Source organism: Anaerobacillus sp. QJM3NY_32, assembly GCF_056173645.1.
This window is the reverse complement of the sequence record NZ_CM149684.1, coordinates 2,297,492-2,323,081: the sequence shown is the minus strand read 5'-3', so window position 1 is coordinate 2,323,081 and position 25,590 is coordinate 2,297,492. Positions and strand designations below refer to the sequence as shown.

The window sequence follows — 25,590 nt, the reverse complement described above, 5'->3', positions numbered from 1 at the left end:
TCCATATGATATAATCTTAATCAATGAACATTGATAGATTGAGAGGGTACTAGCATGAAACACAAACTGACTGTCAAAAGTATTGAGCTTTTTGAGAAGCAAGGCTTTAGTGAAACGTCAATTCAAGATATTGTCGATGCCATTGGCGTAACGAAGGGCACATTTTATTACTATTTTAAGAGTAAAGAAGAACTGCTGATGGATATTCACTCTTCTTATATCGACGGAATGATTAAGCAACAAAAGGAAATTTTAGAAGATGTGTCGAAAGATTGTAAAACTAAGCTATACGATATGGTGTACATGTTAATTCACAACGTCGAATTAGAAGGTCATAGTGCACGAGTTTTCTTCCGTGAGATGAAAAACTTGAAAGAAGAAAACTTAGCCGAAATTCTTCCAAAGCGTGATCAAATTCGCTATTACTTTCAGGATCTATTAAGACAAGGTGTTGAAAACGGAGAATTCAAAAGTGATCTCAATATTGGGATTGTGACGTTTGCCATTCTTGGCATTACAAACTGGACGTATCAGTGGTATAAACCAAACGGTCCAGTTTCAGATAAGGAAGTAGCTAGCATTTTTGTGGATATGGTACTAAACGGAATAGAGGAAAGCGAATAAGCTTTCCTTTCTCATTCCACTATAATGTAAACGCTTTCGATCCGAACATTCTAACCGGTTAGTTAATTAAGGAGGAAAAGGTATGAAAATCGATGAAGTCAAGAACATTACAGTATTGGGAGCAGGTTCAATGGGTCACCAAATTGGGATGCTTTGCGCACTTGGTGGCTATGAAACAACCATTCAAGATATCAATGAAAAAGCACTAAAAGAAGCTGGAGAAAAGCTTGAAGGAATTATGTCAAAGTGGGTTTCAAAAGGGAAGATAACCGAAGAACAAAAATCAGCAGCATTTGAACGCCTGCAATTCACGACTAGTCTTGAAGAAGCTGCTGTCCGAGCTGATTTTATCATTGAAGCAATTGTAGAGAAGTTAGATGTGAAACGAGAGGTATTTGAAAAGCTCGATCAACTAGCTGATCCGAATACAATTCTTGCTACGAATAGTTCAACGATTGTGAACTCGTTAATTGCGTCCGCAACGAATCGTAAAGATAAAGTTGTGAATATGCACTTTTTCTTCCCACCACTAGTGATGGATTGTGTGGAAGTTGTTATGAGCGATGCAACGTCGGAAGAAACAGCTAAGCTTACAATGGCTGTTTGTGAGCAAATTAATCGAACAGGTGTATTGTTAAAGAAAGAGATTTCCGGTTTTGTTGCGAATCGCATTCTTGGTGCCTTACAAAAAGAAGCGATGTATTTATATGAGGAAGGCATCGCTGATTTTGAAGATATTGACCTCATCTGTAGAAAAGCCTTAAATCATCCGATCGGTCCGTTTGAATTGATGGATTTATCAGGAATTGATGTAGGTTATTACGTGATGCAGCAACGCTATAATGAAACAGGTAATCCAGAGGATAAACCTTCAAAGGCGATAGAAGATAAAGTGAAAGCTGGAACATTAGGAAGAAAAACAGGTAAAGGCTGGTATGACTATACAAAAGAAGGAGTGAAGAATTAATGAAAATGGTAACGTATGAAATTCATGAGAAAACAGCGGTTGTGACGATTAATAATCCCCCTTTAAATGTGATGAGTAAGCAAGTATCTACAGAACTTTTTGAAGTATTTACAGAGTTAGAAGCCAATCAAGATGCTGTTGCAGTGATTTTAACAGGTGCTGGTAATAAAGCATTCATGGCTGGTGCAGATATTAAGGAATTTCCTGAGTGGATTGGACATACAGGGTTTAAAGATATCGTGATGGAAACTCATCAGGTATTAAACTATCTTGATCACTTTCCTAAGCCAACAATTGCGGTTCTTAATGGTTTAACATTCGGCGGTGGATGTGAACTTGCGATGACATGCGATATGCGTATTGCTGAAGAGCATGCTCAACTCGGACTTCCTGAAATAAAGCTAGGTCTTTTCCCAGGTGGTGGGGGAACTCAGCGGCTCCCTAGACTGATTGGAGAAGCAAAAGCAAAAGAAATGATGTTTACAGGAGAACCGATTTCTGCAGAAGAAGCCGATCGATATGGCCTAGTAAATCACGTTGTACCGTCGGGCCAGGGAATGGCTTATGCGCAGGGCCTAGCTGCCAAAATAACCGGACAATCCCTACAGGCTTTATCACGAATTAAGCACGCTGTGAATAAAGGAGCTCATCTTCCAATTGAATCAGCTGTTGAGCTTGAGGCGGAATTGTTCGAGGAAGTTTTCCAAACAGATGACATTAAAGAAGGCGTTCAAGCATTTATCGAAAAGAGAAAGCCTGCTTTTACTCATAAGTAATAGAAAAGAGGAATCGATATGAGCGTTCATACAAGTGTGAGAGTAAGATTTTGTGAAACGGATGCGCTTGGCCATGTTAATAACACAAGCTACTTTATATACCTCGAGGAAGCACGTGTACAATTTTTTGATTATCTAGGTAAACGTTCTGGAACAGATGATTGGCCATTTATTCTCGTTTCTACGAAATGTGATTTTCTAAAACAAGCTTATTTTAAACAGTCACTTCATGTAGAAACGACTGTTAAGCGAATTGGCACAAAAAGTTTTACACTCATGCACTATATAAAGGATACGGAGAGTGATGGTGTAGTAGCTGAAGGTGAAGCGACTGTCGTCTATTATGATTTTAAGAAACAAGTAAGCGAAGTTATACCGGATGAATTGCGAAGTAAGCTTGAGGAATCTTATCAACTGCTATAAGCGTGGTGTTTTTTAAGGGTAAATGACTGAATATTACGTAATCAGGAGAGTGGCGTATGACCTATTCACACGATACGATACCTGTCCGAGATGGAGAACAGCTCGATCTAAATAAACTAGAGAGGTTTATTAAGGAAAACATTGAACATCTGAGTGATGATCCTCTCATAGTTGAACAGTTTGGAACAGGTCACTCAAATTTGACGTATCAACTATCGATTGGTGAGTGGGAAGCAGTTCTCAGAAGACCGCCTCTTGGTCCAGTTGCTCCAAAAGCGCATGACATGGAACGAGAGTATACGATTTTAAGAGAATTACATCCCGTTTTCCCACTAGCACCAAAACCATACATCTATAATGAAACTTTACTTGATGCCCCATTCTTTCTTATGGAAAGAAGAAGGGGAATTGTGCTTGACACCTCGTTTCCTGATGGCGTTCAACCTACTGAAGAGTTGTGCAGAAGGATCTCAGAAACGATGGTAGATACGCTAGTTGATTTGCACAGTGTTGATTATCAGAAGACAAATTTAAGTAAAGTAACTCACCCTGATGGTTTCATGGAACGTCAGGTGCACGGCTGGATCAAACGATATAACCGCTCGAAAACAGATGATATTCCTGGTATTGATGAATTGACGACATGGATGGCTTCGAATATCCCTAAATCACAAAGCCCTACTGTGATTCACTACGACTATAAATTAAACAATGCGATGTTTGATCAGGAAGACTATAGCAAAATGGTAGGTTTATTCGATTGGGAAATGACAACTGTTGGTGATCCTCTGGCTGATCTTGGTGCCGCAATGGGGTACTGGTTGCAACAAGATGACCCAGAAATCTTAAAAAAGGGCATGGGTAAAGCACCGGTAACTGTTATGAATGGATTTATGACGAGAGAAGAATTTATTGCGTCTTATGCTACTAAATCAGGGCGTGATGTCTCGCAAATGAACTTCTATTTAACATTTGCTTATTTCAAACTTGCTGTCATTTGTCAGCAAATCTATTATCGTTGGAAAATGGGTCAAACATCGGATGAACGCTTTCGTCATCTTAATCAGTTCGTAGCGAGTTTAATTGCGCATGCTCGTGACAATGCCAAAGTAAAGCGTTAGGAGTTCATATGGGAAAAATACATGTCGTTTTAAAAAAGGAAGATATTGATCAGGCAAAAATTAGTGAAGAAAAAATTGCGGTTGTGCTTGATATTCTTCTAGCAACATCAACCATAACCTCAGCACTTGAATTTGGTGCAGAACGGGTTATTCCTGTTCTAGATCAACACGAAGCATTGCAAGAAGCGAAAACGTTACCTGAAGGAAGTTATTTGCTTTCAGGTGAGTATGAAGGGCGAACAATTGAAGGGTTTCTAGATCCTAATCCATTGCAATTAAAGAAAGCTGTTAAAGGAAAAACGTTAATTTTATCAACTACAAATGGAACCGTAGCAATTAAACGAACGAGAGAAGCTAAACGAGTGTATGTGGCTTCGTTACTGAACGGTCATGCCATCGCAAAAAAGCTCAATGATAGTCACCGAGAGGAAACGATTGTGATTGTTTGCTCGGGTTCATCCGGCGAATTTGCCTTGGAGGACTTCTACGGTGCTGGATATCTTATACATCAAATGCTTACTACTCACGATTGGGAGCTTACTGATTCCTCACGTGCTGCTGTTTCATTTTATGAAGGTAGTTCGAAAAGCGGTGAGGACGTGTTACTTTCCTCGCGAGTCGGTGAAATGATTAAGAGGTACGGATTTGAAGAAGAAGTAAGTTTTGTTGCTTCCGAAGGGATTTTCTCAATCGTCCCTTATGTGAAGGCGCAAAAAACGGTGGTTCGAGAGGAGGTTCATCATGACACAAACCAAGTCTAGTCGTTCTGGTGCGGATTTTATGTTTCAACATTCTAGTTCAGAAGAAATATTCACACCAGAAGATTTTACCGATGAACATAAAATGATTGCAAAAACAGCTCACCAGTTTATTACTAAAGAGGTTGAACCGCATAGAGAATCGATTGAAAATCAACAGTTTGACAAGGTTGTAACTTTGATAAAAAAAGCTGGTGATCTTGGTCTTCTCGGTCATAGCATTCCTGAGAAATATGGTGGTCTTGGACTAGATAAAGTTTCAAAAGGGATTGTAGGAGAAGTGGTTGGCCGGACAGGTAGTTATGGCGTTGCTCAATCCAACCACACTTGCATCGCTACGCTTCCAATTACACATTTTGGAACGAAGGAACAAAAGAATCATTATTTACCGAAACTCGCTTCAGGCGAATACATTGGTGCTTACTGTTTAACTGAACCTAACGCAGGCTCTGATGCCCTTGCATCCCAAACCACGGCTATTTTAAATGAGGAAGGCACTCATTATATTTTAAATGGGACAAAGCTTTATATCACGAATGCGGTCTTTTCAGATACTTTTATTATTTATGCCAAAATAGACGGAAAGCACTTCTCGGCATTTATCGTAGAAAAGAATTTTCCAGGTATTTCTCTTGGGCCAGAAGAAAAGAAGATGGGTATAAAAGGATCATCGACAAGATCGGTTATTTTAGAAGATTGCCTAGTTCCAATTGATAACCTTCTTGGTGATAAAGGGAAAGGTCACGTTATTGCTCTTAATGTCTTGAATTTGGGAAGGTTTAATCTGGGATCTGCTTGTACTGGAGGAGCAAAACATGCTCTAGGACTGGCGTTACAACATACAAGTGAGCGTAAACAATTTGGTCGAACCATTGCCGGTTTTTCAGCTACTCAAGAAAAAGTAGCGATGATGATGGCTAAAATTTATGCTTCAGAATCACTACAATATCGGACAGCCTCTCTACTTGAAGGTGCGATGGAAGGTTTATATGACGAAGAAGACCACAGGATTGTTGGAAAGCAAATGATGGAGTATGCCGTGGAGTGCGCTATTTGTAAAGTATTTGGATCTGAAACGCTCGATCAAGTTGTTGATGAGTCATTACAACTTCATGGCGGGGCAGGATTTATTCAGGAATACCCAATTGAGCAGATGTACCGCGATTCCAGAATCAACCGAATTTTTGAAGGAACGAATGAAGTAAATCGTTTGTTAATACCAGGAAATTTATTTAAGAAAGCGATGAAAGGCGAAATTCTTCTTGAAGAGCACATTGAAAAAGCGAAGCAGGCATTAATGCAGCCGAACAATCGTTTATTAAATGAAGAAGCGGCTATTCAAAGCATACGAAATGTATTTCTTGTATGTGCAGGTGTAGCCTACAAAGAGCATGGTAAAGAACTGATGGAGCATCAAGAATCCCTTATGAAGCTTGCGAATATAGCGATTATGCTTTATGCAAGTGAAGCTGCAGTTCTCCGAGCATTTAAGAAGGATGAATCAGCCGGTGATTTGAAGCAGATGCTAGCTAGAACTTTCCTTGAAGAAGCTCTTTTGCAAGTAGAAACGTCAGCTCGCAAACTGGTTATGAGCGTACTCTCTCAAGATGAAAAGGAACAAACATTAGGATTAATTATTCAAGAACTTTCGAAATATGACTTTGGAAGTTCGCTAGAACGAAATCGACTAATTGCAAAACAAAGCTACAATAAATTAAAGTACGAAGTTTAGAAAGCGGTGAAAGAAATGGGAAGGTTTTCAGGACGAACGGCAGTGATAACCGGGGGTGGCAGCGGAATCGGTGCCATGACTGCAAAGCGGATAGCGAGTGAAGGAGGAACGGTTATTCTTGTTGGCCGTACAGAGGCTAAGCTGTTGCAAACGGCTAACGAGCTTAAAGAACTTGAAGGAAAAGTTCTTACTTTTGTAGCTGACGTAACAAAGCAGGAACAAATTGATCACCTAACAACATTCGTTAAAGAAAGTACTGAAACTCTTCATGTATTAATTAATAATGCTGGAGGGTCTCAAGGTTCCCCCATTCTTGAAATGACGGAAGAAAATTGGGATCTTGCACAAAATGTGAATTTAAAAAGTGTTTTTCTCGTTTCGAAGGCGCTGGGGAAATTAATGCTAGAAACCGCAAAGAAAGAGGAAGAAATGGTAGATTTCTCTATCGTGAACGTAGCCTCGTTATCAGGGCATAAGGCTGGTGCACAAATTCCTCATTATAGTGCAGCGAAAGCAGCCGTTATTAATTTTACAAGAGCACTGGCGGTAGAACTTTCCCCATACATTCGAGTGAATTCAGTTTCCCCTGGATTTGTTGAAACTCCGTTAACAGAAGACGGTTTGAAGAATGAAAGGTTTGAGGCGTCAATTAAGCGAAATACCGCTTTGAATCGAGTGGGACAGGCTGAAGAAATTGCAAACGTTATTTCATTTGCTGCTTCACCTGAAGCGAGTTATATGACTGGATCTGATCTATTAGCCGACGGTGGCTGGCTCATCGTATAAAAAATAAGGAGAGTGTTTAAAAATGGAAACAACAGTAAAAACGGATCATCTTAAAGTAAATGTACATGGTGCTGTGCTTCATCTTACACTTAATCGACCTGAAGCGCTAAATGCGTTTAGTCCCGAAATGATCTTAGGACTAACAAAAGCGATTCAAGATGCCAAAGAAAACGACGACATTCGAGTTGTTATGCTTTCAGGTGCCGGCCGTTCTTTCAGTGCCGGTGGTGATGTAAAAACGATGGGGGATACTTCTTCAACAGAAGTTTATGAACATATTGGTAAGTTAAATGAACTGGTTCTTACGATGAGGGACCTTGAGAAGCCGATTATTTCAGTTATTCATGGTTTTGCTGCTGGAGCAGGATTTAATCTAGCGCTCGCTAGTGACATTATTCTAGCAGCAGAAGATAGTAGTTTCGTATTAAGTTTCTCTCAGGTCGGATTAATTTCAGATGGTGGGGGACTATCTTTCCTTCCACGTTTAATCGGTCCTTATAAGGCGAAAGAGCTTTTCTTCTCTGCCCAGCCTATTACTGCAAAAGAAGCGAAACAATTAAATATTGTAAATCAAACTTATCCTTTAGCTAGCTTAGAGGAAGAAGCAATGGCATATGCTGATAAGCTTTCTAGAGGCCCTGGTAAAGCATATGGTTTTATTAAAAAGATTGCCGATGCTTCACTCACTTCATCTTTATCTGAAGTGCTTGAACAAGAACGTATTACTCAGGCTTTAATGGTAACGACAGAAGATCACAAAGAAGGCGCAAATGCGTTTAAAGAAAAACGTGCTCCTCAATTTAAAGGTAAATAAAATTGTTAATCTGGATTGAAGATTTCTTCAATCCAGATTAATTCCCACATCTTGAATTCTCTTCATAAGTCCGCCGTCCCCTTAGTCTGGATCCTATCTAATAGAGGAGGAATAACATGGAGCTCCTTTTCCAGCAGATTTTTAACGGACTTACAATTGGAAGCGTTTACACGCTTGTCGCCCTTGGTTTAACACTGGTTTTCGGTATTTTACATGTTCCCAATTTTGCTCATGGTGCTTTTTATATGGTGGGTGCTTACGTTACCTTAATGATGATGGTAGGTTTTGGTTTTCACTATTGGATCGCTATCATTGCATCGATTACTGTCGTTGCTCTTCTTGGAGTAGTGACGCAACAGCTTATTTTCAAAAAGTTAGAAGGCGCTGATGGGATGAGAATGATGGTTGCGGCCATTGGTATCCTTCTTTTTCTAGAAGCATTTGGTCAATTTATGTGGGGAACAGAATACCACAGAATGGACACCCCATATGGTTCTGTCGTTAACTTATTCGGTTTAACGGTAACTCTGCAAAGACTCTTAATTATCGTGGCAGCCGTGATCCTTATGCTTGCGCTTCATTTTTTCTTAACCAAAACAATGATTGGGGCAGCTATTATTGCCATGGCTCAAAATAGAGAAGGGGCCTTTCTAGTAGGAATTAATGCAAATCAGGTAGCATGGCTCACGTTCGCGATTGCTGGTGGTTTAGCGGCTGCAGCAGCTTCACTTGCTTCGCCAATTAATCTCGTATTCCCGACTATGGGAAACCTCGTCATCATGAAAGCATTTGTCATCATTATCATTGGCGGAATGGGGAGTATCCCTGGTGCCATACTTGGAGGTTATTTACTTGGATTAACGGAGAGCATTGGAGCAACGTACATATCCTCTGACTATAAAGATGTGATTGCGTTTCTCTTACTCGTTGTGATTCTCACAGCCAAGCCGACCGGGTTGTTTACTAAGGGGGTTCAGTAATGCTAAATGTTCTCTCAAAACGAACCCTTTTACTTTTGATAGCGTGTGTTGCTGTTCTTTTTCCGCTAGTTTTCCCAAATATGTATGTGCTGCAATTACTGACACTTGTGTTTATTTGGTCCATTGCAGTCTACGGTTTTAACATCATTTCGGGCTATGTGGGTTATTTATCTCTCGCTCATGCAGGATTTTTTGCAATAGGAGCATATGGACTTGGATTACTGACAACAAAAGCTGGAATGCCTTATTGGATGGCTTTATTTCTTGCTGTCGCGATCACCTCTATAGCAGGCGCTATTGTCGGTGTGGTTGCTCTTCGAACGAAATCTCATTTCTTTGCAATTTATACGATGTGTGTAGGCGTTATCATCTATCTCCTAATAGATAAATGGGATAGTTTAACTGGAGGAGTTCGAGGGTTAATTGGAATTCCCGCTCCTGGGAGTATCGGTCCCATCACTTTTGATACGTTAACATCTCAGTATTATCTGGCTCTATTTTTTCTATCATTTACGATTTTTCTTTGTTATCGCATCGTACATTCATTACTTGGTAGGACATTTATTGCGATCCGTAATAGTGAAGAGCTTGCGAAAACGATTGGTATTTCAATCATGAAAAATCAGTTGCTTGCTTTTACCCTATCAGCATTATTTGCTGGATTATCTGGGGCTTTGTACGCGTCTTTTATTCGGTTTATCGGCCCACAAATCTCAGCTATTACCGTTACGTTCGAGATGTTGATGTACCTTCTTGTGGGAGGGATTGGAACTCTAGCAGGTCCGATTGTTGGCACACTCATTGTCATCTCTCTTACGCAATCCTTGCAGTTTCTTGAAGAGTATCGAATGCTCATTTTCGGTCCTGTAGTTGTTTTATTAGTCTTATACTACCCTCGTGGAATAACAGGTAGTATTCAAGCGTATATGCAAAAAAAGCGGCAGAAAAAGGTGAAAACCGCTAAGGAAGAGCGTGATGTTAAAAGGAACGTAGGGGAGGCAGGATAATGTTTTTTTCAACAGAAGGAATCACGAAGCGCTTCGGGGGACTAGCTGCTGTTGAAGATGTGAATGTGTCTATAGAAAAAGGGACCATTACAGCAATCATTGGACCTAACGGCGCCGGGAAGTCAACTTTTTTTAACTTGATTAGTGGGATACACCCACTGACATCTGGAAGAATTAATTTCAAAGGAAAAGAGATTACAAAGTTACCTCCACAGCAAATTGCAAGACTAGGAATAGGAAGAACTTTTCAAACAACAAACTTATTTGAGCAATCGACTGTTCTAGATAATGTGCTGATCGGCCATAGGCTTCGTACCAAATCCGGAATATGGGATGCGCTTTTCCGTACGAAAAGAGAAAAAGATGAAGAAAAAAAGTCCTACGAAAAGGCATTAGAAGCGCTAAAGTTTGTTGAAATGATGCATGTTGTTGAACATCCTGTAACCCTTATATCACAGGAAGAAAAAAAGAGACTCGCTTTTGCTCTAGCTTTAGCGACTGATCCCGAAATGGTTCTTCTTGATGAACCAGCTGCCGGAGTGAATCCAGATGAAACAGATGGACTTGCGTATTTAATGAGGAAGATGGCTGACCACGGCATTACGGTTTGTCTTATTGAGCATAAGATGCCGATGATTATGAGTCTAGCTGATCAAATTGTGGTCTTGAATCACGGGAAGAAAATTGCAGAAGGGCGACCAGAGGAAATTCGCCAAAATGAAGCTGTGATTCAAGCCTATCTAGGGGGTGCAGCGCATGCTCCAGCTATCCACAATTAACGTCAACTACGGTGCATCGAACGTTCTTCACCAGATTTCCTTAAATGTTAACAAAGGAGAAACGGTTGTTTTACTTGGAGCTAACGGGGCAGGAAAGAGCACTATATTTAGAACGATCAGTGGTTTGATGAAGCCAGTATCTGGTGATGTTCTATTTATGGATCGCAAGGTAACGGGAAAACCGCCTCACTCTCTTGTGAAGGAAGGCATAGTCCAGTGTCCTGAAGGGAGAAAGTTATTTCCACAAATGTCTGTCTATGAAAATCTGAAGATGGGTAGTTATGTTCATCGAAAGCATCGAAAGGAAATGGAAAATCAGTTAAAGGAGGTGTATTCTCTTTTTCCTATCTTATACGATAAGCGCCATCAAGCAGCTGGATCTCTTAGTGGTGGTCAACAGCAGATGCTTGCCATAGGTCGCGCATTAATGGCCAAGCCGAAAGTCCTTCTCCTTGATGAACCATCATTAGGTCTAGCACCATTGATCGTTGAGCAAATGTTCCACATTATCGAGGATATCAATGAGCAGGGAACAACGATTCTGCTGGCAGAGCAGAATGCAAATGCAGCACTCCAGATTTCTGATCGGGGTTATGTCATTGAGAGTGGCAAAATTGTACTAGAAGGAAGCAAGGAAGAACTTTTGTCTAATGATGAGATTCGAAAAGCTTATATTGGAGCATAATTGGAATCGATTAGTATAGGGGGATAACGATGAAAATTGGGATGAAGCTTTTTGTATTCATGATGGTGTTAATTGGACTGATGGTTGTGGGCGGTTGTGCGGCGGGGTCCGTTAGTAACTCCAGTAATTCAGAAGGATCTTCTAATGAAAATAAATCAAAAGACACTAGTACAAATGCAGATGCAACATCTTCTGCAGAGAACACGGTCAACATTGGGTTTAGTGGCCCACTAAGTGGACCTGCAGCATATTATGGGGAAAATACGTTGAGCGGATTAGAAATGGCCGTAGATGAGATTAATCAAGAAGGTTTCGAAGTGAATGGCAAACAATATGGCATTAACCTTGTGACACTAGACGATCAATATCTACCGAATGAAACAGGTACAAATGCGAGAAGACTTGTACAAGAAAATGATACACCAATTATTTTCGTTCCTCATAGTGGAGGCGTATTCGCTACTCAAGTATTTAACGAACAAGAAGACTTTCTTATTGCAGGCTATACGAGTGAACCGAAAATTATGGAACAAAATAATTCGCTGACATTAGGGATTCCGCCAGCTTACAATGCTTATCCTGAGCCTTTTACAGACTATCAAATGGAGCGATTTGGAAAGAAAATAGCTCTTCTGCCTACTTCCTCTCAATACGGTAAAGATTGGACAGAAGCATTAAAGCCGGTATGGGAAGAAAATGGCGGAGAAGTTGTATTTGAAGGCTCTATTGATTTTAGTAAGGATACCGATTTCTTCTCTATCGTTACAAAAGCATTAAGCAACAATCCTGACGTAATGTTTGTAGGAGGACCTTCGCAGCCTACAGCGCTCGTGATTAAACAAGCAAGAGAGCTTGGTTTTGAAGGCGGTTTCATGCTGATGGATCAGTCAAAAATTGAAGAAATTGAGCCTGTACTAGGCGGGCTTGATCAGTTAGAAGGTACGATAGGTGCTCTTCCAATTATTGATAGTGATGCTCCAGGGGCAGAGAATTTTATTAGTCAATACAAAGAACGATTCGAGCGGATTCCTACTGCTGAAGGTGCATTTAACTATCAAGCGATGCATGTCATCGTAAATGCGATGAAAGAAGCCGGGTCAGTTGACGATCCAGCCAAAATCATGGAAAGCATGGATGCAGGCGTTCAATCACTTCCCGACGAGCAAATGGTTTGGCATTTAACTGGCATTTATAACGGTGGTGCATTTGACTGGAAACCAGCTATCGGAGCTGTTGAAGACGGAAAAGTAGTTAAGATAGAAAATTAAGTGGACTTGAAAGGGGATCGAAAAAATGCAAACAAATCATTTTAAATTCTGGCCTAAACGAGTACCATATTCACTTACCGTTCCTGAAACGACTATCTATGATAACCTCGCTGTTTCTGCCAAAAGATATCCGAATAAAGAAGCAATAATTTATTACGGAGCAACACTAACATACAAAGAGCTACTAGCGGAAGTTGATCGTACGGCTGCTTTTCTTGAGCAGCTGAAGGTCACTGAGGGTGAAAACGTTCTTCTTTTCATGCAAAATTCTGCACAGTTTATCATTTCCTATTATGCGATCCTAAGAGCGAATGCTGTCGTTGTTCCCATTAATCCGATGTTAACAGCAGAGGAACTCTCTTTCTATATTAAGGATTGCGATATTAAAACCGCAATCGTAGGTCAGGAGCTCTATGAAAAGGTAGAACCTTTAGTAGGGTCAACCACACTTACTAATGTTATCACGGCAGCTTATTCTCACTATGCCGGTAACGAAAGCGATATACCAGCAGAAGTTTCACTAGAAGCTAAAAGAGTGGACAAGCCGAATCGTTATACGTGGGAAGATGCCGTCAATCACCAACATTCACCCGGAGAATATGTAAGATCTATTCATGACGTTGCGGTCATGCCTTATACATCTGGTACAACGGGTCTTCCAAAAGGATGCATTCATCCAAACCGCACGCTTCAAGCAAATGCTGTAGGAGCATCTCAATGGATGAATATCACAGCAGATGGCTTGCATCTTGTAACGCTACCTTTATTTCATGTGACAGGTATGCTTCACAGCATGCATGCCCCCATTTATAGCGGGGCTCCAATGGTAGTCATGACACGTTGGGATCGGGATTTGGCTGCTAAATACATTGAAAAATATGAGGTTGCTAACTGGGTTAATATTAGTACAATGCTAATTGATTTTCTATCAAACCCTAATCTACCAAACTATTCAATTTCATCCCTAAAAATACTAGCTGGGGGCGGTGCTCCATTACCAGCAGCTGTTGGGGAGAAATTATATAACTTAACAGGCTTACGATTTATAGAAGGGTATGGTTTATCTGAAACGATATCTCACACTCATTTCAATCCACCTGATTTTCCAAAACTTCAATGCTTAGGCGTTCCTTCATTCGACGTGGATGCTCGTGTAATCGATCCTAATACAATGAAAGAGCTTGGACCAGGTGAGCCAGGTGAAATCGTAGTGAACGGCCCACAAGTGTTTGATGGATACTATAATCGAGAGGATGAAAATCGCAATTCGTTTATAGACCTTGATGGGAAGTCTTTCTTCCGAACGGGTGATATAGGACGCTATGATGAAGAAGGATACTTTTTTATGATTGATCGCGTAAAGCGAATGGTCAATGCTTCGGGCTTTAAAGTGTGGCCAACAGAAGTCGAGTCAATCTTATATAAGCACCCAGCTGTTCAGCAAGCTTGCGTTGTCGGTGTTCCTGATCCTCGTCGAGGTGAAACAGTTAAAGCTTTTGTCATTCTAAATGAGGGTGATAAAGGAAAAGTCACGGAAGAAGAGATTATCGAATGGTCAAAAGAACAAATGGCAGCTTATAAATATCCAAGAATGATTGAGTTTATGGATGCATTTCCAACTACGAGTAGTGGAAAGATTTTATGGAGAAAACTCCAGGATAACGAGCGCCAAAAAGCAGAAGGAGTGAAATAATATGGGGAAAACAGTAGAAACAGTGACGGGTCCAATTCCGGTAGATCAGCTCGGGAAAACGCTAGTTCATGAGCATTTTGCATTTGGTTATCCAGGTTTTAGTGGGGATGTTTCTCTTGGCGCATTTGATTTTCAAGAAGCACTTCAGGTAGGTATATCAGTTGCCGAAAGTGTCATGGCACACGGTGTGAAAACGGTAGTGGATCCTACGCCGAACGAGTGTGGTAGAAATCCGGAACTTCTTCGAACAATATCAACTGAAACAGGACTACAAATAATTTGTGCGACCGGATACTACTATGAAGGGGAAGGTGCGACCCCTTATTTCAAATTTAGACAGGGTCTTGGAACGGCAGAAGAAGATATTTATGAGATGTTTAGCAAGGAAATTTCGGATGGGATTGGAACAACTGGAATTAAACCAGGGGTTATTAAACTAGCCTCTAGTAAAGATCAAATCACAGATTATGAAATGATGTTTTTTAAAGCCGCTGCACGTGTTCATAAAGAAACGGGCATTTCAATTTTAACGCATACACAAGAGGGGACAATGGGGCCAGAGCAAGCACAGCTTTTGATTGAAGAAGGTGTCCACCCACAATCCATCATCATTGGTCATATGTGTGGAAATACAGATGCTGCTTATCATTTGAAGACATTAGAAATGGGGGTAAATATCGGTTTTGACCGCTTTGGCATACAGGGACTCGTTGGGGCTCCTTATGATAAAGAACGTCTTATTACATTAATTGGGTTATTGAATAGCGGATTTGAAAACCAAGTCATGCTCTCACATGATACCGTAAACTATTGGATGGGCCGCCCACCAGTTCTTCCAGAGGCAGTGGAAAAAATCATGGCTAATTGGCAACCAGCGTATATTTTTGAAGAAATCATTCCTAAATTGAAGGCAGCTGGAATATCTGACGAAACGTTGACGATTTTGTTTGAAGAAAATCCAAAGAAATTATTTTCCTCAGAAGCAAAAGTAAAAGCATAAGAAAAAAGCGAGGGTGAATCCTCGCTTTTTCTTATGCTGTTTTATTTCATTTGGTTTTCGTACGGTTTCATTAAACGATATAGCGTCTCTGTATAAGGAAGTTTCATCTGCACCTGCTCAGCAAGACGAAGTGCCCCTCCTTGAAGATGCTCGACTTCTAGCTTGTTCTTTTTTCTTTTATCTTGATGCATGGAGGAAGTCGCTTCGTAAGGAAGGGATTGGAATGACTTCATGCGGCGATCAATATCTTCTTGATTGATGTGTATGTCATACTGTGATGCAAGTGTTCTGATCTCACTCATCACATTTTCAACTAGTTTGAGGGTTTCGGGTACATCTCTTATGATGCCCGTGTGAAAATCTCCAGCCGTAGTTACACCAGACATCGCTGAAATGAACATATACTTTTTCCACATCTCTTCTTCGATGTTTGAAGTTAATTGAGAATTAAAATTCGCATGCTCATTTATTTTGCTTAATGAAGCACAGATTTCTTCTTGAGAAGGGTGGAGCGGACCGAAGATTAGTTCATGTAGTTCACTCGTGTGTTGTACGTGTCCATGGTCATCAAGAGTAGCAATAATGTACGATAATCCACCGAGTACTGCTTCTTCCCCGAGTTCATCTTTGAGGATGGAAATATGTTCAATTCCATTTAGTATAGGAAGAACCTTTGCTCCTTTCGCAACAAGCTCCTTGAGAACTGGAAGACTATCTTCAAGATGATACCCTTTAACGCCCAGAAGAACAAGGTCAACGGAAGATACTTCAGACGCATTTGTGATGAGTTTAGGAGAGCGCACCTTCGTATTACCTTTTACACTTATTATTTGTAGCCCTTCTTGTTCAATTTGCGCTTTTCTTCCTTCACGAACATAAAAGGAGACGTTTTCACCAGTTTCAGACCATCTTGACCCGAAATATGTACCAAGTGCACCAGCACCAAAAATTATAATATTCATAAGTATCCTCCTTGTCGAAATCTTCTTTCTAATAACACTCTACTTATTCTTACAAATAAATTCAAGTAGGGATAAAAGGAAATGACAACGTTGTCCAGAAATTAGCTATAAGTGACCGAAAAAGTAGAAAGGGTTGATTAATGTGAAGATATTATCACAAGAACGTTTTGAAGCAGCGTGTTCCTTTGTTCGTAATCATGCGAGGCCGGTTGATCGAGAGTATTTTGCTTTTTGGAAAGGAAATGGCGACAAAGAAAGTGTGCTGAAAGAACTGGAAGAATTCCGAAATAAAGATGGGGGATTTGGGAACAATCTTGAACCTGATTTTCGCCTGAAAGAGTCTTCTCCTATGGCAACCTCAGTTGCTTTTCAATACATGACTCAGCTTGACCTCGATTCTGATCACCCGTTTGTTAAGGATGGTCTTCACTATTTGAGAAGTACATATCAAGTTGAAAAGCAGAGTTGGCAAGCTGTACCTCATTCAGTGAATTCAGTGCCACACGCTCCGTGGTGGAAGGTAACGGAAGGAGATGTCGCTTATTCTGCCAATCCCGATGCAGAAATTGTAGGGTATTTTTTACACTATGGGAGTAATTATTCGATCACTTCAGAATCATTGGCTAAAGTGATGAATCACCTGGATAGCCTAAATGAATACGAAATTCATGAGGTACAGTGCTATCTTCGTTTAGCTCAGTTAGCTGGTGGTGAGATTAACAAAAAAATTCACGAGAAAATTAAGCAGAAATTGCCATATATCATAGATCGTCCTGAAAAATGGGATCATTATGGTGTACAACCCGTTGTTCTTGTTGAGTCTGATCAATCTCCTTTTGCTAAAGAGCTCAATCAAGAGCTTCAAGTGAATTTGGATTATTTAATTCAAAAACAACTTTCTAATGGCAGTTGGGAACCAAGTTGGTCATGGGGACAATACGAAGACAGTTGGGAAGGCGCAAAAAAAGAATGGCAGGGATTTTTAACAGTTCAGAACTTAATAACACTGTCAAAATTCGGTCGTATTGAAAGTTAGTCTGTTTAGAATGAGGGATATAACGGGAACATAGTAGAGAATCAATGATTGAGAGGAGTTTTCTACTATGAAAGCAGTTGTTATTGAACAGTATGGAGGAAAAGATCAGTTAGTTGAAAAAGAGGTAGCCTCACCTTCTCCAGGAGAAAACCAGGTTGTTGTTGAGAGTTATGCAACGTCGATCAATCCAATTGATTGGAAATTGAGGGAAGGCTACTTGAAAGAAATGCTACCTTTTCAATTTCCAATTATCCTTGGTTGGGATATTGCAGGTGTCATAAAAGAAGTAGGCTCAGCCGTAGAAGGTTTCAAAGAAGGAGATCGAGTATTTGCAAGGCCAGCAACAACTGCAAATGGTACATATGCAGAAGAAGTCGTGGTAGATGATCATTTGCTTGCCTTCATTCCAGATAATATTTCTTATGAAGAAGCAGCATCGGTTCCGCTTGTAGGTTTAACCGCATGGCAGTGCTTAATTGATTTCGCTGATCTTCAAAAAGATGAAAAGGTGTTAATTCATGCTGGGTCCGGTGGTGTCGGTAGTTTTGCCATCCAGCTTGCAAAACATAAAGGGGCATATGTTGCGACAACAGCGAGTGGCAAAAACGAAGCCTATCTAAAGTCACTTGGAGCAGATCGAGTTATTAATTATCGTGAAGAGGACTTTTCAGAAGAATTAGAAGAATATGATGTAGTTCTTGATACGATGGGTGGCGAAATCCAAGAAAAAAGCTTTACAGTTCTCCGTGGCGGAGGTCGATTGGTTTCGATTGTAGGAGAGCCTGATAAAGAGAAAGCCAAGGAAAAAGGCATTCGCTCAGGAAATGTATGGCTTGAACCAAATGGAGAACAGTTAAATGAAATTTCTTCATTGATGGAAAATGGTCATATTAAAGCGACGATCGGTCACCGTTTCCCATTTAGTCAAGAAGGCATTCAGGAAGCACACGAACTAAGTGAATCACATCATGCTAAAGGGAAAATTGTTATTTTGTTTGATAAAGAATAAGGGAACAGCGGCTAGTATGCCGCTGTTTTTTTACGCAAACGAAAAATTTCATATATCGTATTTATAATAAAAAATATATAAATGGTTTATAAAAGTATCAATTATATAAATAATAGCAAGAAACAAAATAAAAAATCCGGAACTATTTGTCCCGGATTTACTAATTTAAAAAATAATATGTGCCATGACTACAATAATAGGTAAAGAAATAATCGTACGTTCAATGAAAATAATAAATAGGTCAATAAAACGTACAGGAACTTTTGATCCTAAGAGCAAGCCACCAACTTCAGACATATAAATTAACTGAGTAACAGACAGACTCGCGATAACAAATCGAGTAAGATCGCTTTCGATATCTGCACCAATTATGGCTGGTAAGAACATATCTGCAAAACCTATTACCATAGTTTGAGCTGCTTCAGCGGCTTCAGGAACTTGCATTAAATTTAGAATAGGAACGAACGGAGCACCAAGGTAACTGAATAGTGGTGTTGTTTCAGCAATAATTAAAGCAATGGTCCCGATCGCCATAACAATTGGAATAACGCCCATCCACATGTCGAGTACATTTTGAAATCCGCCTTTGATAACGTTCGAGGCACGATTATCTACCGCTGTTCTTGTTGCTTGGATTACTCCCCACTGAAAACGAGATTTGCCTTCAGGTATCGTATCATCAGGTGCATCTGCTTCTGTTTCGTAAGTAGTATCGGGTTTCCTCGAGAGGGGTGGGATTCTCGGCATAATAACAGCTGCCACAACTCCAGCTAACACAATCGTTAAATAATATTGTAAGAAGTATTCCTCAAGTTTCATTTGTTGAAGTACAACAATACTAAAAGTGATCGATACTACCGAGAATGTTGTGCCAATGACGGCTGCTTCTCGTTTCGTATAATAACCATCTTCATATTGTTTACTCGTTAGAAGAACACCGATTGTACCATCGCCCATCCAGGAAGCAAGACAGTCAATTGAAGAACGACCTGGTAGAGTGAAAATCGGACGCATGATTTTCGTAAGAAGTGTTCCGCAAAATTCTAACAAACCGAAGTTTAGTAGAAGAGGTAAGAAAAGCCCCGCAAATAAAAATACAGAAAAAAGAATAGGAATAAGATCATTTAGTAATAATCCTCCAGTCGCGTCTGACCAAACCCATTCTGGACCAATTTTAAATAGTGTTAATATCGCGAAAATCATACCCAGAATACGAGCAAGCAACCAAATACCTGATACTTGTAATAGACTTGTCAGGAATGAACTCTTCGTAATCCAATCAGGTTTAGCTACTACTGCTAGGAAACTAAGTACTGCTGTAATTGTAATAACAATGGTCATAATTGCGGGAAGAGAGAAAGGGATAGCTGTCCCAAATAGGCCCTGGAGCCAACCAGCTAGTTTTGCTATTGGAATCGTAACACCTTCATCATTTGGTATGGGAATCATGAATAAGAAAATACCAATGAGAGATGGGATAATAAATTTTAATAATCCTTCTGAAGTTACTTTTCTTTGATGAGTACTGTTCACGTAGTGTCACCTCTGTCGTTTTGCAACGGATTTTCTATCAACTAAAACGTATTTTTATAAAAACATAATTATGAATATAACATATCAACCCCTTTTATGTAACATGAAAATACAAACTCTTGAATAGAAAAAGTGTTCAGAAAAGAGCGACCAATTGCATTATATCTTGAAAACGCTCACAATAAAAGGGTGAAACAGATATATAACGCTTCTTTCAAATTAATCAACCTTAAACTTGAGAAATGAACGATCATATCTAACTATTCCAAAATAAAAAGACAGGGATCAGCTGATCCTTGTCTTTGACAAATTTATCTATTAATTTATTTGCTTTATATAGTCAATGAACGTTTATACGTATCTTGGAGGAGTGTCAAATTCATAATGTTCTTCAAAAGTTGAGCCAAAGAAACAGGATGCACATTTGCGATAGCCTTTTTGTCTAAGAAAAACGAGAAGTTCTTCTTCATGGTTGGCTTCAGAACGATCTTTGATCGGCGTCTCGGGTAAATGACATTCATCACCAGCGTAGGCTGTCCTATGGACAATTTGTTTTTGGTGGTCAATCATGTATTTTCCCATATATGTTTATCAAGTCCCATCTCTAATAAGTTCCTCTAAGTGTAACACACTCATCTTTGTATTGATACAACCTAAACTTACTAGTATACCCTAAAACGAGGAGAAGTATTACTGTTTATGCGTATTTTTTTTAATTTTTTTTGAATGATCAACAATCAGGCATTCACTCTAATGCGAAAAGTACCGATAGTAGTAGGGTTAGGAGTTTACATAAGTTATAAAATGAAGCGTGTGGTGGAGGTTAAAAAATGAATTTCATTATCCAACATGATGAGTTAAGTATTCGTTATCTTCAAGAAGGGGATGAGCTCTTTCTATTAAAATGGTTAACAGATCAACAAGTTCTTGCTTATTACGAAGGAAGAGACCGGCCATATACAAGAGAAAAAGTTTTGGAAGATTATTTTATAGAAGACGATGAAGTAAGGTGCCTTGTGTTGTTTCATGATATTCCGATCGGATACATACAGTTTTATTTGTTAGCAGAGGTAGAGGGGATCAAGCTCCCTGATCAGTCATATGGCATGGACCAGTTTATCGGGGAAACCTCATATTGGAATAAAAATATTGGGAAAAAGCTCATTCGATCAGTTGTGTATTATATTGAAAGAACTTTAAAAGGTTCTCTTATAGTCATGGATCCACAGCACTGGAATAAGAGGGCGATACGATGTTATCAGCAGGTAGGTTTTGCGAATTTAGGTATCCTTCCTAAACATGAATTGCATGAAGGTTCTTGGAACGACTGCACCCTAATGGCTTATGATTTTGCTGGATACCGTATTGTGCCCATTAATCATTGTAATAGAAAGACGTTGTCCCGATTATTTGTTCAATTGTGGGGCAGCACAGAAATGGTGATCTCTACCGGAACGTATAATTTACATGAATTAGATGGATTCTTAGCTTATGATTCAGCTGGAGAGATAATAGGTGTTGCGACCTATCGATTGTATGAAGATCATGTTGAAATTATTTCTCTTGATAGTTTGATCGAAAAGGAAGGGATTGGCGGTCGATTATTGATGAGAATAGAGCTTGTGGCAGTCGAGAATGAATGTTCAGAAATAAAGGTAATCACAACCAACGATAACCTTAGCGCTCTTAAATTTTATCAGCGAAAGCGATACAGAATGAAAGATGTTGCTAGGGGAGCGGTTGATTTAGCTCGTCAAGTAAAGCCCGAGATTCCATTAACCGGTCATCAAAACATACCTATTCATGACGAAATACTCCTTAGTAAAAAGCTCTCTTCTAATAAGCAACGTAATTGATAAGACTTTGATTGAAAGGGCGGGTGAGAATTGGAAATAAAACAAGTGAAAAATAACCGATTATCAGAAGAAGTTCTTGAAGAATGGGACGCTAAATTTGTACCTAATTATGATCTCTTATTCTTTGAAAATAAACCGAAGAAATTCACAGCTGTTTCTAGAAAAGATGGATACTCCCAATTAAGTCTTGATGAGCGAACGTCTTTCTTAACATAGAATGTTCATCCTAAATGCAAGTGGATTGCAAAGGTATCGAATGGATCATTTTTATCACTTCATAAAGCCGTGCAAATAGAACTTCTTCTCGACCAAGTAGAAAATGGACGTGGTTTTCATTTTAGATTTCGGGAGCTCTTAGAGATTAATCCTGAACCAAGTGCTTTAGCCATTTTGGAGGAAATTTCACTAAACTATGAAGGAGAAGAAATCGTAGTGTTTCAAGGTTGGAGTTGGAACCTGCTACCTATTTCCTTTAGGTTTAAGCTACTAGAAAGCATCTCAAAAAGTTTTATTTCATCTGCATCTGTTTCGATACAAACAAACGAAGAAGTAACAACAAATTCAGCCTTGATTAATACCTTTACGGGATGCAACGGACCGAATTGTTTTGCTTTTACATTGATGAATCTTGAAAAGGAAGCTGTTCGAAGAAAACACTTAGCACAATCGTGGGTAGTGGGCGATGAGTTTCTTTCCTCTTTAGAATCGTATGGATATAAAAAAGTGAGCAGTCGAAATACCGTGAATTCTGAGGATGTATTTGTGTGGTTCAACAATGACACGCCTGTTCATGGCTGTTATGCGATTAATGAGAGGGTTTTGTTAAATAAAAATGGTCAAACGATGTTCCATCCTTATCAATGTCAGTCTGTGCATCATGTATTGGATGATTGGTCTAATAAAGGATTAAAGCTAATCATTTATAGAAAATAAACAAGCCCCGGACGAAAGATCGTCTGGGGCTTGTAAAGCGATTTATGCTTTTGTTACGTTAGCTGCTTGTGGTCCGCGGTTACCTTCTACGATTTCGAAGTTAACTTCTTGGCCTTCGTCAAGTGTTTTGAAACCTTCACCATTGATTGCAGAGAAGTGTACGAATACGTCGTCTCCACCTTCAACTTCGATGAAACCGAAACCTTTTTCAGCGTTGAACCATTTTACTTTACCGTTTTGCATAAAAAATTGCCTCCTAATGTACCTCATCGTACATAATTTAAAATTCACCATTTACCATTGTAATACGTTTACATTAAAAAACTGCAGCTTTTTAAGAGGATTTAACTTTGTTACCCTCTTTCGAAGCTACAGCTAATTTAAATCCTAAATATATTAATAGTAAAATGGTTTAAATATATAATAGCACCGCCTCTTATAAATTGCAAATCATTCTGGAAATTTATTTACCGATTCATTAGACTGGATCCCAGTTTTGCTCGCCTTTTGTTGATTTGAATTGGAAGAGTTGATCCTATCAGTGCGACAATAGCAGATCCGATGAGAATACCCTGAATGCCGCTCGTTGCAAACAAAGTTAATAAGGTAAAGACAACTAAATCAAATACAGAATCTAATATGGATAGCAAAGAGATCGTAGTTGCTCTTATGTGAGAAGGGATGAGGTCATTGCTCAACTTGGAATAAATCGGATATCTAATGGCGCCTACCCATCTTAGAAACAAGACTACAAACAAAATAACCCAGAGCTGATTTTGAAAAATTGCAGCGACGACTAGCCCGCATGCTGAAAGAAAACCAGAAAAGTACATAAGCACCTTATAAGAGAAATTCCTATGAAGCATATTGATACTTCTAGATGAAAAGAATGCAAGTAATGCACCAACAGCATAAATAGGCCCAATGATGTAGACAGGCAGACCAGCATTAATCATCAATGGCTGATCAAATTTTTGAAACACCGCAACGGTAGGAATAAAGACGAGCGTGAGGTTGAGGAAAAGGAATAACAGTTCAGGTGCTTTCTTAATCACCTGAATCCCTTCAATTACATTTTGTAAAGATGTCCCTTTAACTTCTACTTTGCCTGATGGTTCACGGATGAATAACAAGAGAATGAATTCAATAATATAAGAAATGAGGCTGAAGAGAATAAGTAGCTGAAATTGTTCGCTCTGTAAATCTTTAGCAAGAAATGATCCAACTAGAACAGCAATCATCATAGCTATAAATCCCGCTGATTGAATTTTCCCCATGACTTCATCCATTTTGTGATGGTTTTTATCTTTCTTTAATGACTCATAAATTAATGCTTCGTCTGCACCAGAAAAAAAGGTGACCGATAATCCATTTAAGATGCTAAACAGCATAAACATTGTTAAGCTATCTGCCATTAAAAGAATACCTATACTGCTTATCTTGATGATGGCTCCTATTAGAAATGCATTTCTAGCTCCATATGCATCCGCGAAAACTCCAGTTGGGATTTCACCGATGAAGACAGCGCCGCTCCAGCACATCAAGATGATGAGGATATCAGCTTCGTTTAAGCCGTTTTTTACATAAAAAAGTGTAAGAACCGGTTGCAAAAAACTGATGGTACCAAAAAAGTTCACCCAGAATAAAAGGGTAAGATTTCGTGTTGAATGAGATGACATGTTCCTCCAACTTTCAATATAAGTTCCGACAATAGAAAGATAGGAGGGGTACAGTTAGATTTTCGTTATACGTCCCTCCCGTTTGATGAGATTAATCGTAGGATTTTTGACATATTGAAATCTCCCTTCAGTTAATTAAGAAAATTATAACAAATAGATAAAACAGAAGCGAGACTATTAATAAACAAAATATGTAAATCTAGAGCAGGTTAAAAGAAATAGACCAATTACGCAAAAATGACGAAAGAAGAATTGATCGCAGAACTTCAACCAGAGTTGCCGGAACTATTCCGTAGATGGGAGGATGATATTCAAACTGGTTTGTTCGATTATAATACATGTCCTGATTTGTATCGTGCTGTCGGAAGCGAGATTCGCAACATGGTTTCTAGTGCCAATCAATTAGAGAAATCGAATTTCCCAAATCTTCCTCTTACTGTCATTGGAAGAGATGGAGAACATGATTCCAAACAGCAGATAAAAGCAGGGACTCCTGCAAATGAAGCTGTCACTTTGGAGCAAATTTGGAAGGAACTGAATTTCGAACAAGCGAAACTCGCTACTGGTTTACGATACATAAAGGCAAAAGGATCGGGGCATAATATTCCTTATGACTGCCCTGAGCTTGTAATAATGGAGATGAGACGGCTCTCACAAGAGCTTTGAGCGAAATAGTTTTTCTATGCTCATACATCTTCTATAATAGAGATATACCATAAATTGCAAAGGGGAGAACTACATGGCAATTGAAAACCCGACTCGAGAAGAAATCGGCAAGATTCTAAAAACAAATAAGCGAATTGCCGTCGTTGGTTTATCAAATAATCCAGGACGTACTTCATTTATGATCTCGCAGGCTATGATGGATGCAGGTTATGAAATCATCCCGGTTAATCCGACAATTGATGAAGCGCTCGGCATAAAAGCGGTAGATTCATTGAAAGATATTAAAGGTCACGTAGACATCGTGAATGTATTTAGAAGAAGCGAATTTCTTCCTGATATTATGAAAGAAACCGTAGAAATTGGTGCGGACGTTTTCTGGGCACAGCTTGGCGTAATGAATGAAGAAGCTTATGAATATGGGAAAAAGCATAATATGAAAATGATTATGGATCGCTGCATTAAAGTTGAACATGCTATGACGAAATAGGGCGTTGGTACGCCCT

28 protein-coding genes are annotated in these 25,590 nt (G+C 39.4%); 23 read left to right on the top strand and 5 right to left on the bottom strand.

Annotation, left to right across the window (positions count from 1 at the left end):
- Positions 1 to 54 precede the first annotated feature (54 nt).
- The 16 genes from AC0VYH_RS12220 (at position 55) to AC0VYH_RS12145 (ending at position 15,413) form a co-directional block, all read left to right on the top strand.
- Positions 55 to 624: a TetR/AcrR family transcriptional regulator gene (locus tag AC0VYH_RS12220; RefSeq protein ID WP_475372585.1), complete on the top strand. Its 570-nt coding sequence runs from the start codon at positions 55 to 57 to the stop codon at positions 622 to 624.
- An 82-nt stretch (positions 625 to 706) separates the two neighbouring features.
- Entirely contained in the window at positions 707 to 1,591 is an 885-nt protein-coding gene (locus AC0VYH_RS12215; protein ID WP_475372584.1) for a 3-hydroxyacyl-CoA dehydrogenase family protein, read from the top strand.
- Positions 1,591 to 2,367, top strand: a complete 777-nt coding sequence (locus tag AC0VYH_RS12210) for an enoyl-CoA hydratase (RefSeq protein WP_194221801.1) — start codon at positions 1,591 to 1,593, stop codon at positions 2,365 to 2,367. Before AC0VYH_RS12215 ends, AC0VYH_RS12210 begins: the two co-directional genes overlap by 1 nt.
- A gap of 18 nt (positions 2,368 to 2,385) precedes the next feature.
- The gene (locus AC0VYH_RS12205; RefSeq protein ID WP_194221800.1) at positions 2,386 to 2,790 is read left to right on the top strand and encodes an acyl-CoA thioesterase; all 405 of its coding nucleotides are present in this window, start codon (positions 2,386 to 2,388) and stop codon (positions 2,788 to 2,790) included.
- Positions 2,791 to 2,846: 56 nt separating this feature from the next.
- Positions 2,847 to 3,911 carry a phosphotransferase family protein gene (locus tag AC0VYH_RS12200; protein WP_475372583.1) on the top strand — a complete coding sequence of 355 codons (1,065 nt, stop codon included), beginning with the start codon at positions 2,847 to 2,849 and terminating at the stop codon, positions 3,909 to 3,911.
- An 8-nt stretch (positions 3,912 to 3,919) separates the two neighbouring features.
- Positions 3,920 to 4,672, top strand: a complete 753-nt coding sequence (locus AC0VYH_RS12195) for a 2-phosphosulfolactate phosphatase (protein WP_226613382.1) — start codon at positions 3,920 to 3,922, stop codon at positions 4,670 to 4,672.
- A complete protein-coding gene (locus AC0VYH_RS12190) occupies positions 4,653 to 6,401 on the top strand; it encodes an acyl-CoA dehydrogenase family protein (RefSeq protein ID WP_475372582.1) in 1,749 nt (582 codons plus the stop codon). The genes AC0VYH_RS12195 and AC0VYH_RS12190 overlap by 20 nt, the downstream gene beginning before the upstream one ends.
- A gap of 15 nt (positions 6,402 to 6,416) precedes the next feature.
- Positions 6,417 to 7,187: an SDR family NAD(P)-dependent oxidoreductase gene (locus AC0VYH_RS12185; RefSeq protein ID WP_475372581.1), complete on the top strand. Its 771-nt coding sequence runs from the start codon at positions 6,417 to 6,419 to the stop codon at positions 7,185 to 7,187.
- 22 nt (positions 7,188 to 7,209) lie between these two features.
- Positions 7,210 to 8,001 carry an enoyl-CoA hydratase/isomerase family protein gene (locus tag AC0VYH_RS12180; protein WP_194221795.1) on the top strand — a complete coding sequence of 264 codons (792 nt, stop codon included), beginning with the start codon at positions 7,210 to 7,212 and terminating at the stop codon, positions 7,999 to 8,001.
- A 116-nt stretch (positions 8,002 to 8,117) separates the two neighbouring features.
- Complete coding sequence (locus tag AC0VYH_RS12175; RefSeq protein ID WP_194221794.1) at positions 8,118 to 8,981, top strand: branched-chain amino acid ABC transporter permease; 864 nt, start codon at positions 8,118 to 8,120, stop codon at positions 8,979 to 8,981.
- Positions 8,981 to 9,988 (top strand): branched-chain amino acid ABC transporter permease, encoded by a 1,008-nt coding sequence (locus AC0VYH_RS12170; RefSeq protein ID WP_283154167.1) that lies wholly within the window; start codon positions 8,981 to 8,983, stop codon positions 9,986 to 9,988. The genes AC0VYH_RS12175 and AC0VYH_RS12170 overlap by 1 nt, the downstream gene beginning before the upstream one ends.
- Positions 9,988 to 10,767 (top strand): ABC transporter ATP-binding protein, encoded by a 780-nt coding sequence (locus AC0VYH_RS12165; protein WP_430242845.1) that lies wholly within the window; start codon positions 9,988 to 9,990, stop codon positions 10,765 to 10,767. Before AC0VYH_RS12170 ends, AC0VYH_RS12165 begins: the two co-directional genes overlap by 1 nt.
- Positions 10,745 to 11,452, top strand: coding sequence for an ABC transporter ATP-binding protein (locus AC0VYH_RS12160; RefSeq protein ID WP_194221791.1), 708 nt, complete (start codon positions 10,745 to 10,747; stop codon positions 11,450 to 11,452). Before AC0VYH_RS12165 ends, AC0VYH_RS12160 begins: the two co-directional genes overlap by 23 nt.
- A gap of 29 nt (positions 11,453 to 11,481) precedes the next feature.
- A complete protein-coding gene (locus AC0VYH_RS12155) occupies positions 11,482 to 12,720 on the top strand; it encodes an ABC transporter substrate-binding protein (protein ID WP_430242841.1) in 1,239 nt (412 codons plus the stop codon).
- Positions 12,721 to 12,745: 25 nt separating this feature from the next.
- Positions 12,746 to 14,413 carry a long-chain fatty acid--CoA ligase gene (locus tag AC0VYH_RS12150; RefSeq protein ID WP_475372580.1) on the top strand — a complete coding sequence of 556 codons (1,668 nt, stop codon included), beginning with the start codon at positions 12,746 to 12,748 and terminating at the stop codon, positions 14,411 to 14,413.
- A 1-nt stretch (position 14,414) separates the two neighbouring features.
- A complete protein-coding gene (locus AC0VYH_RS12145) occupies positions 14,415 to 15,413 on the top strand; it encodes a phosphotriesterase family protein (RefSeq protein ID WP_430242839.1) in 999 nt (332 codons plus the stop codon).
- A gap of 41 nt (positions 15,414 to 15,454) precedes the next feature.
- Here the strand turns inward: AC0VYH_RS12145 and AC0VYH_RS12140 are convergent, their stop codons facing one another.
- Positions 15,455 to 16,375 carry a ketopantoate reductase family protein gene (locus AC0VYH_RS12140; protein WP_430242837.1) on the bottom strand — a complete coding sequence of 307 codons (921 nt, stop codon included), beginning with the start codon at positions 16,373 to 16,375 and terminating at the stop codon, positions 15,455 to 15,457.
- A 142-nt stretch (positions 16,376 to 16,517) separates the two neighbouring features.
- Between AC0VYH_RS12140 and AC0VYH_RS12135 the strand changes: the two genes are divergently transcribed.
- Positions 16,518 to 17,411, top strand: coding sequence for a hypothetical protein (locus tag AC0VYH_RS12135; protein WP_475367618.1), 894 nt, complete (start codon positions 16,518 to 16,520; stop codon positions 17,409 to 17,411).
- 67 nt (positions 17,412 to 17,478) lie between these two features.
- Positions 17,479 to 18,420, top strand: coding sequence for an NADP-dependent oxidoreductase (locus AC0VYH_RS12130; RefSeq protein ID WP_475365286.1), 942 nt, complete (start codon positions 17,479 to 17,481; stop codon positions 18,418 to 18,420).
- Positions 18,421 to 18,585: 165 nt separating this feature from the next.
- Here AC0VYH_RS12130 and AC0VYH_RS12125 read toward each other — a convergent pair whose 3' ends face one another.
- Entirely contained in the window at positions 18,586 to 19,953 is a 1,368-nt protein-coding gene (locus AC0VYH_RS12125) for a YjiH family protein (RefSeq protein ID WP_475365285.1), read from the bottom strand.
- Between the two features lie 351 nt (positions 19,954 to 20,304).
- Positions 20,305 to 20,523 carry a hypothetical protein gene (locus tag AC0VYH_RS12120; protein WP_430242829.1) on the bottom strand — a complete coding sequence of 73 codons (219 nt, stop codon included), beginning with the start codon at positions 20,521 to 20,523 and terminating at the stop codon, positions 20,305 to 20,307.
- Positions 20,524 to 20,783: 260 nt separating this feature from the next.
- Here AC0VYH_RS12120 and AC0VYH_RS12115 point away from each other — a divergent pair, with 260 nt between their 5' ends.
- From AC0VYH_RS12115 to AC0VYH_RS12105, 3 genes are all read left to right on the top strand, one after another.
- Positions 20,784 to 21,809 (top strand): GNAT family N-acetyltransferase, encoded by a 1,026-nt coding sequence (locus tag AC0VYH_RS12115; protein ID WP_475372579.1) that lies wholly within the window; start codon positions 20,784 to 20,786, stop codon positions 21,807 to 21,809.
- 30 nt (positions 21,810 to 21,839) lie between these two features.
- Positions 21,840 to 22,025, top strand: coding sequence for a hypothetical protein (locus AC0VYH_RS12110; RefSeq protein WP_475372578.1), 186 nt, complete (start codon positions 21,840 to 21,842; stop codon positions 22,023 to 22,025).
- Positions 22,026 to 22,241: 216 nt separating this feature from the next.
- Positions 22,242 to 22,742 (top strand): hypothetical protein, encoded by a 501-nt coding sequence (locus tag AC0VYH_RS12105; RefSeq protein WP_475372577.1) that lies wholly within the window; start codon positions 22,242 to 22,244, stop codon positions 22,740 to 22,742.
- Between the two features lie 42 nt (positions 22,743 to 22,784).
- On the opposite strand, the gene cspD is transcribed toward AC0VYH_RS12105, so the two are convergent.
- Positions 22,785 to 22,985, bottom strand: coding sequence for a cold-shock protein CspD (cspD, locus tag AC0VYH_RS12100; RefSeq protein WP_048309367.1), 201 nt, complete (start codon positions 22,983 to 22,985; stop codon positions 22,785 to 22,787).
- Between the two features lie 224 nt (positions 22,986 to 23,209).
- On the bottom strand, positions 23,210 to 24,421 hold the full coding sequence (locus AC0VYH_RS12095; protein ID WP_475372576.1) for an MFS transporter: 1,212 nt from the start codon (positions 24,419 to 24,421) through the stop codon (positions 23,210 to 23,212).
- A 252-nt stretch (positions 24,422 to 24,673) separates the two neighbouring features.
- Between AC0VYH_RS12095 and AC0VYH_RS12090 the strand changes: the two genes are divergently transcribed.
- Together AC0VYH_RS12090 and AC0VYH_RS12085 are read left to right on the top strand one after the other, a co-directional pair.
- Positions 24,674 to 25,087, top strand: a complete 414-nt coding sequence (locus AC0VYH_RS12090) for a hypothetical protein (protein WP_475372575.1) — start codon at positions 24,674 to 24,676, stop codon at positions 25,085 to 25,087.
- A 73-nt stretch (positions 25,088 to 25,160) separates the two neighbouring features.
- Complete coding sequence (locus AC0VYH_RS12085) at positions 25,161 to 25,574, top strand: CoA-binding protein (RefSeq protein ID WP_194221780.1); 414 nt, start codon at positions 25,161 to 25,163, stop codon at positions 25,572 to 25,574.
- The last annotated feature ends 16 nt before the right edge of the window (positions 25,575 to 25,590 follow it).